The organism is Gottfriedia acidiceleris (assembly GCF_023115465.1).
Classification (GTDB): Bacteria; Bacillota; Bacilli; order Bacillales; family Bacillaceae_G; genus Gottfriedia; species Gottfriedia acidiceleris_B.
On record NZ_CP096034.1, the window covers coordinates 107,003 to 123,115 of the forward strand.

17 protein-coding genes and 1 other annotated feature are annotated in these 16,113 nt (G+C 34.7%); all 17 genes read left to right on the plus strand.

Annotated features, from left to right (window positions below; all coding sequences use genetic code 11):
- Nucleotides 1-5 precede the first annotated feature (5 nt).
- The 17 genes from MY490_RS00565 to nusG all read left to right on the plus strand — a co-directional run bounded on the left by MY490_RS00565 (nucleotide 6) and on the right by nusG (nucleotide 16,008).
- Nucleotides 6-1,073: a protein-arginine kinase McsB gene (locus MY490_RS00565; RefSeq protein ID WP_248267587.1), complete on the plus strand. Its 1,068-nt coding sequence runs from the start codon at nucleotides 6-8 to the stop codon at nucleotides 1,071-1,073.
- Nucleotides 1,074-1,093: 20 nt separating this feature from the next.
- On the plus strand, nucleotides 1,094-3,535 hold the full coding sequence (gene clpC, locus MY490_RS00570) for an ATP-dependent Clp protease ATP-binding subunit (protein ID WP_248267588.1): 2,442 nt from the start codon (nucleotides 1,094-1,096) through the stop codon (nucleotides 3,533-3,535).
- A 179-nt stretch (nucleotides 3,536-3,714) separates the two neighbouring features.
- On the plus strand, nucleotides 3,715-5,091 hold the full coding sequence (gene radA, locus MY490_RS00575; RefSeq protein ID WP_248267589.1) for a DNA repair protein RadA: 1,377 nt from the start codon (nucleotides 3,715-3,717) through the stop codon (nucleotides 5,089-5,091).
- Nucleotides 5,092-5,093: 2 nt separating this feature from the next.
- Nucleotides 5,094-6,167 carry a DNA integrity scanning diadenylate cyclase DisA gene (gene disA, locus MY490_RS00580; protein WP_129692059.1) on the plus strand — a complete coding sequence of 358 codons (1,074 nt, stop codon included), beginning with the start codon at nucleotides 5,094-5,096 and terminating at the stop codon, nucleotides 6,165-6,167.
- A gap of 49 nt (nucleotides 6,168-6,216) precedes the next feature.
- The gene (locus MY490_RS00585) at nucleotides 6,217-7,287 is read left to right on the plus strand and encodes a PIN/TRAM domain-containing protein (RefSeq protein ID WP_248267590.1); all 1,071 of its coding nucleotides are present in this window, start codon (nucleotides 6,217-6,219) and stop codon (nucleotides 7,285-7,287) included.
- A 20-nt stretch (nucleotides 7,288-7,307) separates the two neighbouring features.
- Nucleotides 7,308-7,994, plus strand: a complete 687-nt coding sequence (ispD, locus tag MY490_RS00590) for a 2-C-methyl-D-erythritol 4-phosphate cytidylyltransferase (RefSeq protein ID WP_248267591.1) — start codon at nucleotides 7,308-7,310, stop codon at nucleotides 7,992-7,994.
- An 11-nt stretch (nucleotides 7,995-8,005) separates the two neighbouring features.
- Nucleotides 8,006-8,485 carry a 2-C-methyl-D-erythritol 2,4-cyclodiphosphate synthase gene (ispF, locus tag MY490_RS00595; RefSeq protein WP_056467343.1) on the plus strand — a complete coding sequence of 160 codons (480 nt, stop codon included), beginning with the start codon at nucleotides 8,006-8,008 and terminating at the stop codon, nucleotides 8,483-8,485.
- A gap of 42 nt (nucleotides 8,486-8,527) precedes the next feature.
- A complete protein-coding gene (gltX, locus tag MY490_RS00600; RefSeq protein ID WP_248267592.1) occupies nucleotides 8,528-9,988 on the plus strand; it encodes a glutamate--tRNA ligase in 1,461 nt (486 codons plus the stop codon).
- 42 nt (nucleotides 9,989-10,030) lie between these two features.
- Nucleotides 10,031-10,249: a binding site (T-box leader), on the plus strand.
- An 82-nt stretch (nucleotides 10,250-10,331) separates the two neighbouring features.
- A complete protein-coding gene (gene cysE, locus MY490_RS00605; RefSeq protein WP_097978211.1) occupies nucleotides 10,332-10,970 on the plus strand; it encodes a serine O-acetyltransferase in 639 nt (212 codons plus the stop codon).
- 4 nt (nucleotides 10,971-10,974) lie between these two features.
- Complete coding sequence (gene cysS / locus MY490_RS00610) at nucleotides 10,975-12,375, plus strand: cysteine--tRNA ligase (RefSeq protein ID WP_248267593.1); 1,401 nt, start codon at nucleotides 10,975-10,977, stop codon at nucleotides 12,373-12,375.
- Nucleotides 12,376-12,379: 4 nt separating this feature from the next.
- Complete coding sequence (locus MY490_RS00615) at nucleotides 12,380-12,796, plus strand: Mini-ribonuclease 3 (protein WP_097978209.1); 417 nt, start codon at nucleotides 12,380-12,382, stop codon at nucleotides 12,794-12,796.
- Between the two features lies 1 nt (nucleotide 12,797).
- Nucleotides 12,798-13,541 carry a 23S rRNA (guanosine(2251)-2'-O)-methyltransferase RlmB gene (gene rlmB, locus MY490_RS00620; RefSeq protein WP_088014618.1) on the plus strand — a complete coding sequence of 248 codons (744 nt, stop codon included), beginning with the start codon at nucleotides 12,798-12,800 and terminating at the stop codon, nucleotides 13,539-13,541.
- 34 nt (nucleotides 13,542-13,575) lie between these two features.
- Complete coding sequence (locus tag MY490_RS00625) at nucleotides 13,576-14,055, plus strand: NYN domain-containing protein (protein WP_248269290.1); 480 nt, start codon at nucleotides 13,576-13,578, stop codon at nucleotides 14,053-14,055.
- A gap of 92 nt (nucleotides 14,056-14,147) precedes the next feature.
- Nucleotides 14,148-14,771: an RNA polymerase sporulation sigma factor SigH gene (gene sigH, locus MY490_RS00630; RefSeq protein ID WP_088014634.1), complete on the plus strand. Its 624-nt coding sequence runs from the start codon at nucleotides 14,148-14,150 to the stop codon at nucleotides 14,769-14,771.
- Between the two features lie 134 nt (nucleotides 14,772-14,905).
- Nucleotides 14,906-15,052, plus strand: coding sequence for a 50S ribosomal protein L33 (gene rpmG / locus MY490_RS00635; RefSeq protein ID WP_082459366.1), 147 nt, complete (start codon nucleotides 14,906-14,908; stop codon nucleotides 15,050-15,052).
- Between the two features lie 111 nt (nucleotides 15,053-15,163).
- Nucleotides 15,164-15,361, plus strand: coding sequence for a preprotein translocase subunit SecE (secE, locus tag MY490_RS00640; RefSeq protein WP_248267594.1), 198 nt, complete (start codon nucleotides 15,164-15,166; stop codon nucleotides 15,359-15,361).
- Nucleotides 15,362-15,474: 113 nt separating this feature from the next.
- Complete coding sequence (gene nusG / locus MY490_RS00645) at nucleotides 15,475-16,008, plus strand: transcription termination/antitermination protein NusG (protein ID WP_088014615.1); 534 nt, start codon at nucleotides 15,475-15,477, stop codon at nucleotides 16,006-16,008.
- Nucleotides 16,009-16,113 lie beyond the last annotated feature (105 nt).

Here is a 16,113-nt window from a genome sequence, read left to right on the forward strand (position 1 = left end):
GTTACATGTCTATTAATCGAATTATTAATGAAGCTATCAGTCCATGGATGAAACAAGAAGGTCCAGATGATGATATCGTTTTAAGTAGTCGTATTAGGTTAGCTAGAAATTTCAGTGCATATTTGTATCCAACTTTACTTAGTCAAGACAAGGCTAAAGAAATTTGTCATTTAGTTAAACATTATTTTGAAGGTAGTACAGCTTTACCAAACGGACCTTTTGAATATATTGAAATTAACCAGTTAGAGCCAGTAGAGAAAAGAGTATTAATTGAAAAACACTTAATAAGTCCTAATTTAGTTCAAGAGTCGGTACATGGTGCATGTATATTATCTCAGGATGAACAAATTAGCATTATGATCAATGAAGAAGACCATTTAAGAATTCAAGCTCTATTTCCAGGTTTACAACTTAGAGAGGCACTTACTCAAGCGAATCATATTGATAATTATATAGAGAGTCAGCTTGAATATGCTTTTGATGAAACAATTGGTTATTTAACCAGTTGTCCTACTAATGTTGGTACCGGATTAAGGGCCTCAGTGATGATGCATCTTCCAGCACTGGTCATCACGAAACAATTTAACCGTTTAATTCCTACTATTAATCAACTTGGTTTAGTAGTAAGAGGAATTTATGGTGAGGGTAGTGAAGCATTAGGTAATATCTTTCAGATTTCGAATCAAATTACATTAGGGAAATCGGAAGAAGAAATAATAGAAGACTTAACGACAATTGTACAACAACTGATCAAACACGAGAAATCAGCAAGAGATGCACTTGCCAGAACTTCTTTAATTCTTTTAGAAGATCGAGTCTTTCGCTCTCTAGGTACACTGAAATACGGAAGAATAATAGAAACAAAGGAAAGTGCTAAGTGTTTATCGGATGTACAATTAGGGATTGATTTAGGTTTAATTGATGGTTTATCTAAAAACTTTTTACATGAATTAATGATATTAACTCAACCAGGTATTTTACAACAGTATGTAGGTGATCAGCTTACTCCCGAAGAAAGGGATATTAAAAGAGCATCACTAATACGCGAAAGACTATCTAACAAAAATAACTAATTATATGGGAGGAACCAATTATGATGTTTGGTCGATTTACAGAACGTGCTCAAAAAGTATTAGCTCTTTCTCAAGAAGAGGCAATCCGAATTGGACACTCAAATATAGGTACAGAACATATTTTACTAGGACTTGTTCGAGAGGGAGAAGGTATTGCTGCTAAGGCATTACTTGCACTTGGATTAAGTCCAGAGAAGGTACAACAAGAAGTAGAAACATTAATAGGACGTGGCCAAGGAGTTGCTCAAACAGTACATTACACTCCTAGAGCTAAAAAAGTGATTGAATTATCAATGGATGAAGCTCGTAAATTAGGTCATTCATATGTAGGAACAGAACATATCCTTTTAGGATTAATTCGAGAAGGAGAAGGCGTAGCAGCAAGAGTATTAAATAATCTTGGTGTTAGCTTAAATAAAGCTCGTCAACAAGTTCTTCAATTATTAGGTAGTAATGAAAGTTCGTCTAATCATCAAAATGGATCTGCTAATCAAGCAAACACACCGACATTAGACAGCTTAGCTCGTGATTTAACTGTATCAGCTAGAGAGGGTCGTTTAGATCCAGTAATCGGACGTGGTAAAGAAATTCAGCGAGTAATTGAAGTGTTAAGCCGACGCACTAAGAATAATCCAGTATTAATTGGTGAGCCTGGTGTAGGTAAAACAGCTATTGCAGAAGGATTAGCTCAACAAATTGTTAATAATGAAGTACCAGAAATTTTAAGGGATAAACGAGTAATGACACTTGATATGGGTACTGTCGTAGCCGGAACTAAGTACCGTGGTGAATTTGAAGATCGTCTGAAAAAAGTAATGGACGAAATTCGTCAAGCTGGAAATATTATTCTTTTCATTGATGAACTTCATACATTAATTGGTGCAGGTGGAGCAGAAGGTGCAATTGATGCATCTAACATCTTAAAACCATCATTGGCACGTGGTGAACTTCAATGCATCGGTGCAACAACAATTGATGAATACCGTAAATATATCGAAAAAGATGCTGCATTAGAGCGTCGTTTCCAACCAATTCAAGTTGATCAGCCGAGTGTAGATGAGTCAATTCAAATTCTTCAAGGTTTACGTGACCGTTATGAGGCACATCATAGAGTATCAATTTCTGATCAGGCAATTATTGAAGCTGTAAAACTATCTGATCGATACATCACAGACCGTTTCTTACCGGATAAAGCAATTGATGTTATTGATGAGGCAGGCTCAAAAGTACGACTACGTAGCTTTACAACACCGCCAAATTTAAAAGAATTAGAATTAAAATTAGAGGAAGTTCGTAAAGAGAAGGATGCAGCTGTTCAAAGTCAAGAATTTGAAAAAGCAGCATCATTAAGAGACTCAGAACAAAGATTACGTGAACAATTAGAAGATACGAAACGTCAATGGAAAGAGAAACAAGGTAAAGAAAATTCTGAGGTAACTGTAGAGGATATAGCGAATGTCGTATCATCTTGGACGAATATTCCAGTTACAAAACTTGCTCAAACAGAGGCAGATAAACTGTTAAATATGGAAAGTGTTCTTCATAAACGAGTAATTGGTCAAGAAGAAGCAGTAGTAGCAGTTTCTAAAGCTGTAAGACGTGCAAGAGCTGGATTAAAAGATCCAAAACGTCCAATTGGTTCATTTATTTTCTTAGGTCCTACAGGGGTAGGTAAAACAGAGTTGGCTCGAGCATTAGCTGAAACAATTTTCGGCGATGAAGATGCGATGATTCGTATTGATATGTCAGAGTATATGGAAAAGCATGCAACATCTCGTTTAGTAGGAGCACCTCCAGGATATGTAGGATATGATGAAGGTGGTCAATTGACTGAGAAAGTTAGACGTAAACCTTACTCAGTAATTCTATTAGATGAAATTGAGAAAGCTCATCCAGACGTATTTAATATCCTACTTCAAGTATTAGAAGACGGTCGATTAACTGATTCAAAAGGCCGCACAGTTGACTTTAGAAATACACTTGTTATCATGACATCAAACGTTGGAGCAAGTGCTTTAAAAGCAAATAAATATGTTGGATTCAATATTAACGATGGAGAAAAAGATTACAAAGATATGAAAGGAAAAGTATTAGAGGAATTGAAAAAAGCATTCCGTCCTGAATTCCTAAACCGTATCGATGAAACAATCGTCTTCCATTCATTAGAGAAGAAACATATTAAAGAAATTGTTCACTTAATGGTTAATAGCTTAACGAAGCGTTTAAAAGAACAAGAAATTGAACTAGAATTATCAGATGCAGCAATTGATAAAATTTCAGATGAAGGATTCGATGCTGAATACGGAGCACGTCCATTAAGAAGAGCAATTCAAAAACAAGTAGAGGATCGTTTATCCGAAGAATTATTAAAAGGTAATGTTGAAAAAGGCCGAAAAGTTATTCTTGATGTAAAGGATAATGAATATTTGATTAGATCAGCGGCTGAAACTGTAAATCAATAAGCAATTACGAAGTTCATACCTTTTATGAAGGATAATTGAACAAATAAATTGTAAAGTTATCTAATTTGTGAAAAAGGGCGTGAAGCCCTTTTTCTTATATCAAAAAAGCGTTAGGATAGACTTAGAATACATACTCTATTAATATAGAAAATCATAGTAACAAAAGAGGTACTATACATATGGCTAAAAAGAAAACGAAATTCGTTTGTCAATCTTGTGGATATGAATCAGTTAAGTGGATTGGAAAGTGTCCCGCATGTAACGAGTGGAACACAATGGTTGAGTTTATAGAACAGCCTGCTAGTTCAAGAAGGCTAACATTCAATACAAACGCTACAGTAGAAGGAACGAAACCAATTTCGATCATGGAAGTGGAAATAGGTACTGAAACTCGTATCGAAACCTCCTTCGATGAGTTTAACCGAGTTTTAGGTGGCGGTATCGTTTTAGGTTCATTAGTATTAATTGGTGGTGACCCGGGAATTGGCAAGTCGACGATGCTTTTACAGGTTTCCTCACAATTGGCTAAAAAGGATTATAAAGTTTTATATGTTTCAGGTGAAGAATCTCAGAAGCAAATAAAATTAAGAGCAGAACGACTAGGCGTCGCTACACAAAACTTATATGTTTTATCCGAGACAGATTTGTCTTATATTGCTCGATATATGGATGAGATGTCTCCTGATTTTGTTGTAATTGATTCGATTCAAACAATCTATTTACAAGAAGTAACATCTGCTCCTGGTAGTGTTTCACAAGTAAGAGAGTGTACTTCAGAATTAATGAAAATCGCTAAGACAAAAGGTATCCCAATCTTTATAGTAGGGCATGTGACAAAAGAGGGATCAATTGCTGGCCCACGTTTACTGGAACATATGGTTGATGCAGTGTTATATTTTGAGGGGGAGAGACATCATACATATCGAATATTAAGGGCAGTTAAAAATCGTTTTGGTTCTACTAATGAAACGGGTATTTTTGAAATGAAAGAGTTAGGATTAGTGGAAGTGCTGAATCCATCGGAAATTTTCTTAGAAGAGAGACCTTTTGGAGTAGCAGGTTCAACAGTTGTTGCTTCTATGGAAGGTACTAGACCTGTATTAGTTGAACTACAAGCACTTGTCTCTCCAACGAGCTTTGGAAATGCAAGGCGAATGGCAACTGGTATAGATCATAATAGAGTATCGTTAATTATGGCTGTATTAGAAAAGAGAATGGGCCTCTTATTACAAAATCAAGATGCTTATTTAAAGGTTGCTGGAGGACTGAAGTTAGATGAGCCAGCTGTAGACTTAGCTGTTGCAGTAAGTATAGCATCAAGCTTTCAAGATAAACCTACTAATCCAACAGATGTAGTAATTGGTGAGATCGGTTTAACAGGAGAAGTTCGAAGGGTATCTAGAATAGAGCAAAGAGTACAAGAAGCAGCTAAACTTGGATTTAAAAGAGCAATAATTCCATCAAAAAATATTGGAGGATGGAGTTTTCCTGAAGGAATGGAAATAATAGGTATTAATACGGTACATGAAGCATTAAAATACGTGTTAGGAGGGTAGAGATGGAGGATCAAAAACAAAAAGCTAAATCAATGTTGCCAGTTTTAGAAATGATCGCTCCAGGTACACCATTGCGTGATGGCATTGATAATGTACTTAGAGCACAGACTGGTGGACTAATTGTACTTGGCTTTAATGATGAAACAAAAGAAATGGTCGATGGAGGTTTTCATATTAATGACCCTTTCTCTCCAGCTAGCTTATATGAATTAGCAAAAATGGATGGAGCACTCATTTTAAATGAAACAGGAACAAAAATCCTGTTGGCGAATGCACAATTGATACCAGATCAATCAATCTTTACAAAAGAAACTGGTATGCGTCATCGGACTGCAGAACGAGTATCAAGACAAACAGGAAATTTAGTAATTGCTATTTCGCAAAGACGTAATGTTATTACCTTATATAAAGGTAATTTGCGCTATACACTGCGAGATATTGGCGTAATTTTAACAAAAGCTAATCAGGCGATTCAAACTCTTGAAAAATATAAAATTGTGTGGAATCAAGGAATTACGTCACTTAGTATTTTAGAATTTGAAGAGCTAGTTACATTATTTGAAGTTGTAAATGTTTTACATAGTGTTGAAATGGTTCTTCGAATTAAAAATGAAATTAATAACTATGTAATTGAGCTTGGTGATGAAGGAAGACTGATTGAATTACAGTTAATTGAGATCATTTCGGACCTTGAGGAGGAGGCATTACTTTTAATAAAGGATTATCATTATAGTAAGGAACAAGATCCTAAAAGTATTTTGCAAAAACTCCAAGAACTGGCAAACGAAGAATTGTTAGAGGATCATGCCATTATTAAATTGCTAGGTTATCCGAATAACACAAATCTTGAGGAAATGGTTGAGCCTAGAGGGTATCGTATGTTGATGAAAATTTCTAGACTGCCGCCGCTAGTGATTGAAAATTTAACACAGAGATTTAAGCACCTTAAAGGGATCTACAAAGCTACTCTTGCTGAGCTAGATGATGTTGATGGAATTGGTGAAATTCGAGCAAAAAAAATCAAAGAAGGATTAAAACGAATTCAGGAGCAACTGTATATCAATAGACATAACTAAGTTATTTCGTCTAAGATAGAGTTAAATATTTTTTAAAGGAGGTGGCGAATTGATAAAGAGGATCGTTCAAGTTATTTATATTTTTGTCGGAAGTACATTAGGTTTAGTACTTTTTCCACTATTAGATAAACTGTTGAAAACAGAGTTACCTAATATATTGCATAATTCTTATGTGCAGGCTTTAAGTGGGGCAGTGATCTTTTTTATTTTATCGCTTTGGTTAGTTGATCCAACAGTAACGTTTATAAAGTATATTGAGGAGAAATTATTAAAAGCTCCTATTTCAATGATTTTGTTTGGTAGTTTAGGACTTGTTTTTGGACTTATTCTGGCATTTCTTATTTCATTGCCAATTGACTCAATTAGATTACAGTATGTTTCATCTATTATTCAAATAGTAGTTACAATTTTATTAGGATATTTAGGTTTTCAAGTTGGGATTAAAAAGAGAGAGGAATTATTGAGTTTATTTACTTTATCTTCAAAGGCTAAGAAAAAGGCTGCTGAAGAACAAGATTCATCATTCGATATCCCAGTTAAAATTTTAGATACTAGTGTAATCATTGACGGCCGTATTGCTGATATTTGTCAAACTGGATTCATAGAAGGAACAATTGTGATTCCGCAATTTGTATTAGCAGAATTACAATATATAGCTGATTCGTCAGATACGTTAAAACGAAATAGAGGACGAAGAGGATTAGATATTCTAAATAGAATCCAAAAAGAGCTTGCTATGAAAGTTGAAATCTACGAAGGGGATTTTGAAGATGTTCCCGAAGTAGATGCAAAATTAGTAAAGCTTGCTAAATTAAAAAATGGTATTTTAGTGACAAATGACTTTAATTTAAACAAAGTAAGTGAACTTCAGCAAATTAAAGTTTGGAATATTAACGATTTAGCAAATGCAATTAAACCAGTAGTATTACCAGGGGAAGTATTAACTGCTTTTGTAGTAAAAGAAGGTAAAGAAAAATTACAAGGTGTTGCATATTTAGACGATGGGACAATGATCGTTGTAGAAGACGGTAAAGAATCAATTGGAAAACGAGTAGAAACAGTCGTTACGAGCGTACTACAAACTTCTGCAGGTCGTATGATTTTTGCAAAAGTAAAGTAAGTTAGAGGGGTATACGTAAAATGCAATATAAGGTCATCATTCCAGCAGCGGGTTCTGGCTCACGAATGGGTGCAGGCTATAATAAATTATTTCTTAAAATAGTTAGCTCGCCAATTATTGAATTAACTCTAAAAGTATTTGGCGAAGATGATCGTTGCAATGAGATTATCTTACCGATTAAAGAATCTGAAAAAAAGTTCTTTGAAACTTTAAATTTGCCAAGCTTTATTCAAAATAAAATAACCTATGTAAATGGTGGAGCAGAAAGGCAAGAAAGTGTTTATAATGGTTTAGTTTCAATTGAGGATACTGAAAGTTTTATTTTAGTACACGATGGGGCGAGACCTTTTGTAACAAATGCAGTGATTGAGCGGATTCTTGAAAAGATGAATGAACATGAGGCAGTCATCTGTGCTGTTCCAATGAAAGATACAATAAAGAAAGTTATTAATCAAGAAGTCGTTGAAACAATCGATCGTTCAACACTTTGGGGAGTACAGACTCCCCAAGCCTTTACATACAAATGTTTAATAGAAGCTCACCAAAAAGCAATCGAAAATGGTTATTTAGGAACTGATGATGCAAGCTTAGTTGAATGGAACGGAAGTAAGGTTTTTGTAGTAAGTGGAGACTATAACAATATAAAAGTAACAACTAAAGAAGATTTGTTTTTTGCAAAAACAATCTATGAACAATATAGAGGTTAGAAGGTGTTTACATGTTTAGAATTGGACAAGGGTTTGATGTTCACGCTTTTGCAGAAAATCGCCCATTAATTATTGGTGGAATTGAGATCCCATACGAATTAGGTTTATTAGGTCATTCTGATGCCGATGTTCTTCTTCATACAATATCGGATGCATTGCTAGGGGCTATTGGTGAAGGAGATATAGGTAGACATTTCCCGGATACAGATCCAGCTTTTAAAGATGCTGATTCAGCAAAACTACTTCAACACGTATTTCATATTGTTAAGGATAAAGGCTATGAGTTAGTTAACGCGGATTGTACGATTATTGCTCAAGCGCCAAAAATGGCACCATATATCCAATTAATGAGAGAGCGAATTGCAGAACTGCTTGAAACGACATCTGATTGTATTAATGTTAAAGCAACAACAACTGAAAAATTAGGATTTACAGGAAGAAAAGAAGGAATTGCATCTCAAGCTGTTGTATTGTTACAAAAGAAGGCTTAAACTAATAAAGTATATTAATTATTCAGTGGAGAGTGTCTATAAATGTCAAATAGAGTAAGAGTTCGTTATGCACCTAGTCCGACAGGTCATTTACATATTGGAAATGCACGTACAGCATTATACGTATATTTATTTGCTAAGCATTTTAACGGTGATATGGTATTACGTATTGAAGATACTGATATTGAACGTAATGTTGAAGGTGGCGAAGAAAGCCAAGCGAAATATTTACACTGGTTAGGTATTGATTGGGATGAGGGTCCAGATAAAGGTGGCGAGTACGGTCCTTATCGTCAGCTAGAAAGATTAGACTTATACAAACAATATGCTAATGAATTAATTGAAAATGGTCATGCATACAAGTGCTATTGTACTGAGGAAGAGCTTGCAGCGGAACGTGAAGCACAATTAGCGGCTGGTCATCCAACTACACGTTATAGCGGAAAATGCCGTCATTTAACAGCAGAAGAAAGATCTGTAAAAGAAGCAGCAGGTGCAGAGCACACTATTCGTTTTGCGGTACCATCAAACGATACGTATGAGTGGGAAGATATCGTTCGTGGAAATATTAAATTTGAATCAAAAGATATCGGTGACTGGGTTCTTGTTAAAAAGAACGGAATCGCTACATATAACTACGCGGTAGTAGTTGACGATGCATTAATGAAGATTAGTCACGTACTACGCGGTGAAGAGCATATTTCTAATACTCCTAAACAAATAATGGTATATCGTGCATTAAATTGGGATGCTCCAGATTTTGGTCATATGGCAGTAATTGTGAACGAAAACCGTAAAAAGCTTTCAAAACGTGACGAATCTGTATTACAATTTATTGAACAATATCAAAATCTTGGTTACTTACCAGAAGCGTTATTTAACTTTATTGCACTTCTTGGTTGGTCACCAGTTGGTGAAGAAGAAATTTTTAGCAAGGATGAATTTATTAAGATTTTCGATCCTAGCCGTTTAAGTTCTGCTCCTGCTATGTTTGATAAGCAAAAATTAACTTGGATTAACAACCGATATATTAAAGAGCAACCATTAGAAAAAGTAGTAGAAATATCATTACCACATCTAATTAAAGCTGGTTTTGTAAATGAAGAACGCACTGCAGATGAAAATCTGTGGGTTACAAATCTAGTAGCTTTATATCAAGACCAAATGAGCTTTGGTGCTGAAATTGTAGAATTATCAAGCTTATTCTTCAAAGAAGTATTAACATTCGGTGAAGAAGAGAAAGCTGTTATTTCTGAAGAGCAAGTGAAGGAAGTACTTTCAGCATTAGTTGAAGAACTTAAAGCTTCTGAAGAATTTACAGTTGATTCAATTAAAGCTGCAATGAAATCAGTTCAAAAGTCAACTGGACAAAAAGGTAAAAAGTTATTTATGCCAATTCGTGTTGCAACAACTGGTCAATGTCATGGTCCTGAATTACCAGCAGCGATGACTTTATTAGGAAAAGAAAAAGTTATTGCTCGTTTACAACAAATAATTGGTTAACATTTTGATTAATTTGTAATATATATAAGTAATATTCATATAGGTAAAATGTTGATAGGGAAAAGTAAATGGCTATTCGTTACCCAGAGAGAATCACATTGGTGAAAGTGATTTTAACGGTAGTCATAGAAGTGCCCCCTTGAGTCCTTAGCCGAAAAATACGTTTGAGTAGGCTATGGCGGTGGAAACCGTTACATTACATGAGTTGAGATAATCTAGTTTATCTAAACAGAGTGGAACCGCGCATAAAGCGTCTCTGTGTATTTTATATACACAGGGACGCTTTTTATTTTTTATAAGAAATAAATAAAATTCTTAATAAATTCTTTAAGGGGAAATGAAGATGCTAAAGTACATGAAGGAAGATGTAGCGACGATATTTGAACGCGACCCAGCCGCTACTAGCTATTTAGAAGTTATTCTTACGTATGCTGGTTTACATGCATTATGGCTTTATCGATTTGCACATTATTTCTATCGGAAAAAATGGCACTTTATTGCAAGAAGTATTTCACAGTTTGCTCGTTTTTTAACAGGGATCGAGATTCATCCAGGGGCGAAAATTGGTAGACGATTTTTTATCGATCATGGAGCGGGAGTCGTAATTGGAGAAACATGTGAAATCGGTGATGATGTTACAATTTATCAAGGGGTAACATTAGGTGGAACCGGTAAGGAAAAGGGTAAGCGACATCCAACCTTATTGAGTGGGGTACTAGTAGCTACGGGAGCAAAAGTTCTAGGATCAATCACAATCGGAGAAAATGCAAAAATCGGTGCAAATTCAGTTGTACTAAAGGATGTTCCAAATAATACTACGGTTGTTGGTATACCTGGTAAGATAGTTGTTCAAGATGGAATTAGAGTAAATAATCAATTTGATCACTGTGATCTACCTGACCCAGTAGCAGATCGATTACTACAACTTGAAGCGGAATTAGAAGAGCTAAGAAGTTTAATGAGAATATCTGAAAGGAAGTAAAACGATGGCAATTCAAATTTATAATACATTAACAAGGAATAAAGAAGATTTTAAACCGATAGAAGAAGGCAAGGTCAAAATGTATGTATGTGGACCTACTGTATATAACTATATTCATATTGGTAATGCAAGACCTGCTATTGTGTTTGATACAGTAAGACGTTATTTTGAATATCGAGGATATGAAGTAAACTATGTTTCAAATTTCACTGATGTTGATGACAAGTTAATTAAAGCAGCAAATGAATTAGGTTCAGATGTCCCAACTATAGCAGATCGATTTATTAATGCATATTTTGAAGATGTTCAAGCACTAGGTTGCAAAACAGGTACGAATCATCCTCGTGTAATGGATAATATGGATATTATTATTAAGTTTATCGATGAGCTAGTAAAAAAAGGCTATGCATATGAATCCGAAGGTGATGTTTACTTCAAAACAAAGGAATTTGATGGTTACGGTAAACTTTCACACCAATCAATTGAAGACCTTCGAATTGGTGAAAGAATTGAAGTTGGTGAAAAGAAAGAAGATCCATTAGATTTCGCTCTATGGAAAGCAGCAAAACCAGGTGAAATATCTTGGGAAAGTCCATGGGGGAAAGGTAGACCAGGATGGCATATTGAGTGCTCAGCAATGGCAAAGAAATATCTTGGGGAAACAATTGATATTCATGCAGGCGGTCAAGACTTATCATTCCCACACCATGAAAATGAGATTGCTCAGTCAGAAGCTTTAAGTGGGAAAACTTTTTCAAATTATTGGATGCATAATGGATACATCAATATTGACAACGAAAAAATGTCGAAGTCATTGGGTAACTTTGTATTGGTACATGACATTATTAAAATCGTTGATCCTATGTTATTACGTTTCTTCATGTTATCAGTGCATTATCGTCACCCAATTAACTATAGCGAAGAACTTTTACAAGAAGCTAGAAATGGTTTTGAACGTATTAAAACGGCTTATCAGAATAGTAAGCATCGTTTAGAAAGCAGTACTAATTTAACAGAAGATGACAATAAGTGGTTAAAAGAAATAGCAGATGAAAAAGCTGTCTTCACAAAAGTAATGGATGATGACTTTAATACAGCTAATGCGATTTCTGTTTTATATCAATTAGCTAAATTGGCAAATCAATATTTACTAGAGACACATACTTCTACGAATGTATTAAATCAATTAGTAGCAACTTTTGATGAATTATCAAATGTACTAGGCATTACATTAGTTAAAGAAGAAGCGATGTTAGATGATGAAATCGAAGCATTAATTCAAAAACGAACAGACGCACGTAAAAATCGTGATTTTGCATTAGCAGACCAAATACGTGACCAATTAAAAGAATTAAATATAATCATTGAAGATACTCCGCAAGGTATTCGCTGGAAAAGAGGGTAACTTCATGATTGAAAGTAACCAAAATATTGATGCTAAACAATTAAACAGTTTAGCACTTGCTTATATAGGTGATGCTGTATATGAAATTTATGTACGACATCACCTCCTTGAAAAAGGGACAGTAAGACCTAATCAACTTCATCGAGCAGCAACAAGATTTGTTTCTGCGAAAGGACAAGCTAAAGTAATTAGAGAAATGCTTTTTACTGAGATATTGTCAGATGAAGAAGTCGCGGTCGTTAAAAGGGGCCGTAATGCAAAGTCAGGAACTGTACCAAAAAATACGGATGTACAAACGTATCGATACGCAACCGCAATGGAAGCGTTAATTGGATACCATTATTTATTAAAAAATGAAGATAGACTCAATACAATTGTACAATTTGCGATTCAATTTATTGAGAATGATAAAGGAGCATAATATGTCTGAGGAATTTATTATTGGACGTAATCCAGTTATGGAAGCAATACGTTCAGGTCGTGATATAAATAAAATTTGGGTTAGCGAAGGAGCAAATAAAGGTCAAATCCATAAACTTTTAGAATTAGCTAACCAAAACAAAGTGATCGTTCAAACAGCACCAAACAAGAAATTAGATGGAATGGTTAAAGGAAACCACCAAGGTGTAGTAGCGCAAGTAGCAGCATATGAATATGTAGAAATTGATGATTTATTTGAAGTGGCTAGTAGTCGAAATGAACAACCGTTCTTCTTAATACTTGATGAAATTGAAGACCCTCATAATTTAGGCTCAATTATGAGAACTGCAGATGCAGTTGGCGCTCATGGAATCATTATTCCAAAGAGAAGAGCTGTAGGTTTAACTTCAGCGGTTGCTAAAGCTTCTACGGGAGCCATTGAATACATTCCTGTAGCTCGAGTAACGAACTTAGCAAGAACTGTGGATGAATTAAAAGAAAGAGGAGTTTGGATTTTTGGTACAGATGCAAAAGGTGCTGATGACTATCGAAACATGGATGGCCAAATTTCTCTTGGGTTAATTATTGGTAGTGAAGGTAAAGGCATGAGCAGGATCTTAAAGGAAAAATGTGATTTCCTAATCAAGTTACCAATGGTCGGTAAAGTTACATCTTTAAATGCGTCTGTTGCGGCTAGTTTATTAATGTATGAAATACATCGTAAGAGACACCCGCTTGGATCATAAGAAGAAAGAGATTCTTATTGTAGATGGTTATAACATGATTGGAGCTTGGCCGAATCTTAGAAAACTTCGAGAAATTGACTTTGATAAATCACGTGATTATCTTATTACTCAACTTGCTGAGTATAAGGCATTCACAGGGATGTATATAATTGTTGTATTTGATGCTCATTTTGTAAATGGAATCGAAAAGGTCGACAAGAATTCAAAGGTCGAAGTGATTTTTACTCGAAAAAACCAGACGGCTGATGAAAAAATTGAAAAACTTGCAATTGAGCTTCGTCATGTTAACCATCATATTTATGTTGCGACATCTGACTTTACTGAGCAATGGCAAATATTTGGACAAGGTGCACTTCGTATACCTGCAATGGAACTTTATCGATCGGTTACTCAAAATAAAAAAATGATAAGCAGTCGAATTAGTGAAATACCTGATCAAAGACTGACGATTAGCAAGACTTTAAATTCGAAACAAACAGAAATTTTAGAAAAATGGCGAAGAGGGGAACGATGACTTATTGTTTCCTTCTTCTTTGTGCTGTATAATTTAAATAAATTGTTTGGTCGGAGGTGCTAATTTTGAACGTTGAACAGGAATTGAAGCTAATGATAGAGTATGGCCCTTTAGAAGATGAGGTAATTCTCGAATATGTTCGAGAAGGTGATCAAGAGGCACTAACATTTTTAATTCAAAAGTACCGCAATTTCGTTAAAGCAAAGTCTAGGTCTTATTTCCTAATAGGAGCTGACCGTGAAGACATCATTCAAGAAGGTATGATTGGATTATACAAAGCAATTCGTGATTACAAAGAAGACAAACTTTCGTCCTTCAAGGCGTTTGCAGAATTATGCATTACAAGACAAATTATTACAGCAATTAAAACAGCAACTAGACAAAAGCATATCCCATTAAATTCTTATGTTTCATTGGACAAGCCTATTTATGATGAGGAATCTGATCGTACATTACTGGATGTTTTAACAGAAACAAAAAACATGGATCCAGAGGAACTTGTTATCAATCAAGAAGAAAATGTGGACATAGAGCTTAAAATGTCTGAATTATTAAGCGATTTAGAAAGGAAAGTATTATCACTCTATTTAGATGGTCGATCTTACCAAGAAATATCAGAAGAGTTAAATAGACATGTGAAATCGATTGATAATGCTTTACAAAGAGTGAAAAGAAAACTTGAGAGATATATGGAAATAAGAGAACTGTCAGTTTAATTAGATCAAAGAAACTCCTTTGTAATTCATAATAATTTATAGGAATACAAGGGTATAGAAATGAGTTTGACAGTTTATTGTTCGCATGGTACATTCTTAATGGATAATTATAGATGAATTAGGTTGGTGTCACCATGAGAAAAAAAGTTGTCCTGTCGTGCGCTAATTGCAATAATAGAAATTACTCCACGATGAAGAATTCCTCTTCTGTAGAACGTTTGGAGATGAAAAAGTTTTGTAAAACGTGCAATGAGCATACTACACATAAAGAAACAAAATAGATTAAGTAAGATAAATGATAATTGCGAATGTCCTTATTCTGTATATAAACTAAAGATCATGCACTATTTTTGGACAAGGCGGACGTTTCGTAAATCTCTAAACTAGTATATATGGGGGTTGCATCTGTGGGTCGTATCGGTAAGTTTTTTCGCGAAGTAAAAAGTGAAATGAAAAAAGTTTCATGGCCTAAACGTAAAGAATTAGTTAATTCAACAGTTACAGTATTAGCTACAGTTTTGTTCTTTGTAGTATTCTTCGCTGTAATTGACACAGGAATTTCTAAACTAATTCGACTTATTCTTGAATAAGTTAAAACTAATTGTGCTATAATGAGTGATAATGTTTAAAAAAAAGCCCGGTGACGGGTTTTTTAATTTGCAAGAAAGTTGACCGGGGAGGGAAGGACAAGTAGTCCTCTAACATGGAAAAAAGATGGTATGTAGTTCATACTTACTCAGGATATGAGAATAAAGTAAAAGCTAATTTAGAAAAACGTGTAGAAACAATGGGAATGCAGGATAAAATTTTCCGTGTAATAGTTCCAGAAGAATCAGAAGTAGAAATGAAGAACGGTAAAGAAAAAGTAACGAAACGTAAAGTGTTTCCAGGTTATGTGTTAGTTGAACTAGTCATGACTGACGATTCTTGGTATGTAGTTCGAAATACACCGGGAGTAACTGGTTTCGTTGGCTCAGCTGGATCTGGTTCAAAACCAACCCCACTTTTAGAAGAAGAAATTACACATATTCTAAAACATATGGGTCTAGATGAACAAATAATTGATTTTGATTTAGATGTAAATGAAGTTGTTCGATTAAAAGAAGGTCCGTTTGCGAATTATACTGGATCAATTAAAGAAATTGACTTCGAAAAGAAAAAAGTGACTGTGTTAGTAGAATTCTTTAATAAAGAAACGCCGGTAGAACTGGATTTACATCTTGTTGAAAAATTATAATACAAGACCTTGCATTTTTAATTTGAAAATGTTAGACTTTTAAAGGTCAATATGCATCGAAAAGATGGTATTAACTTCTGTATAAGAATATGCATGCAAATGCAA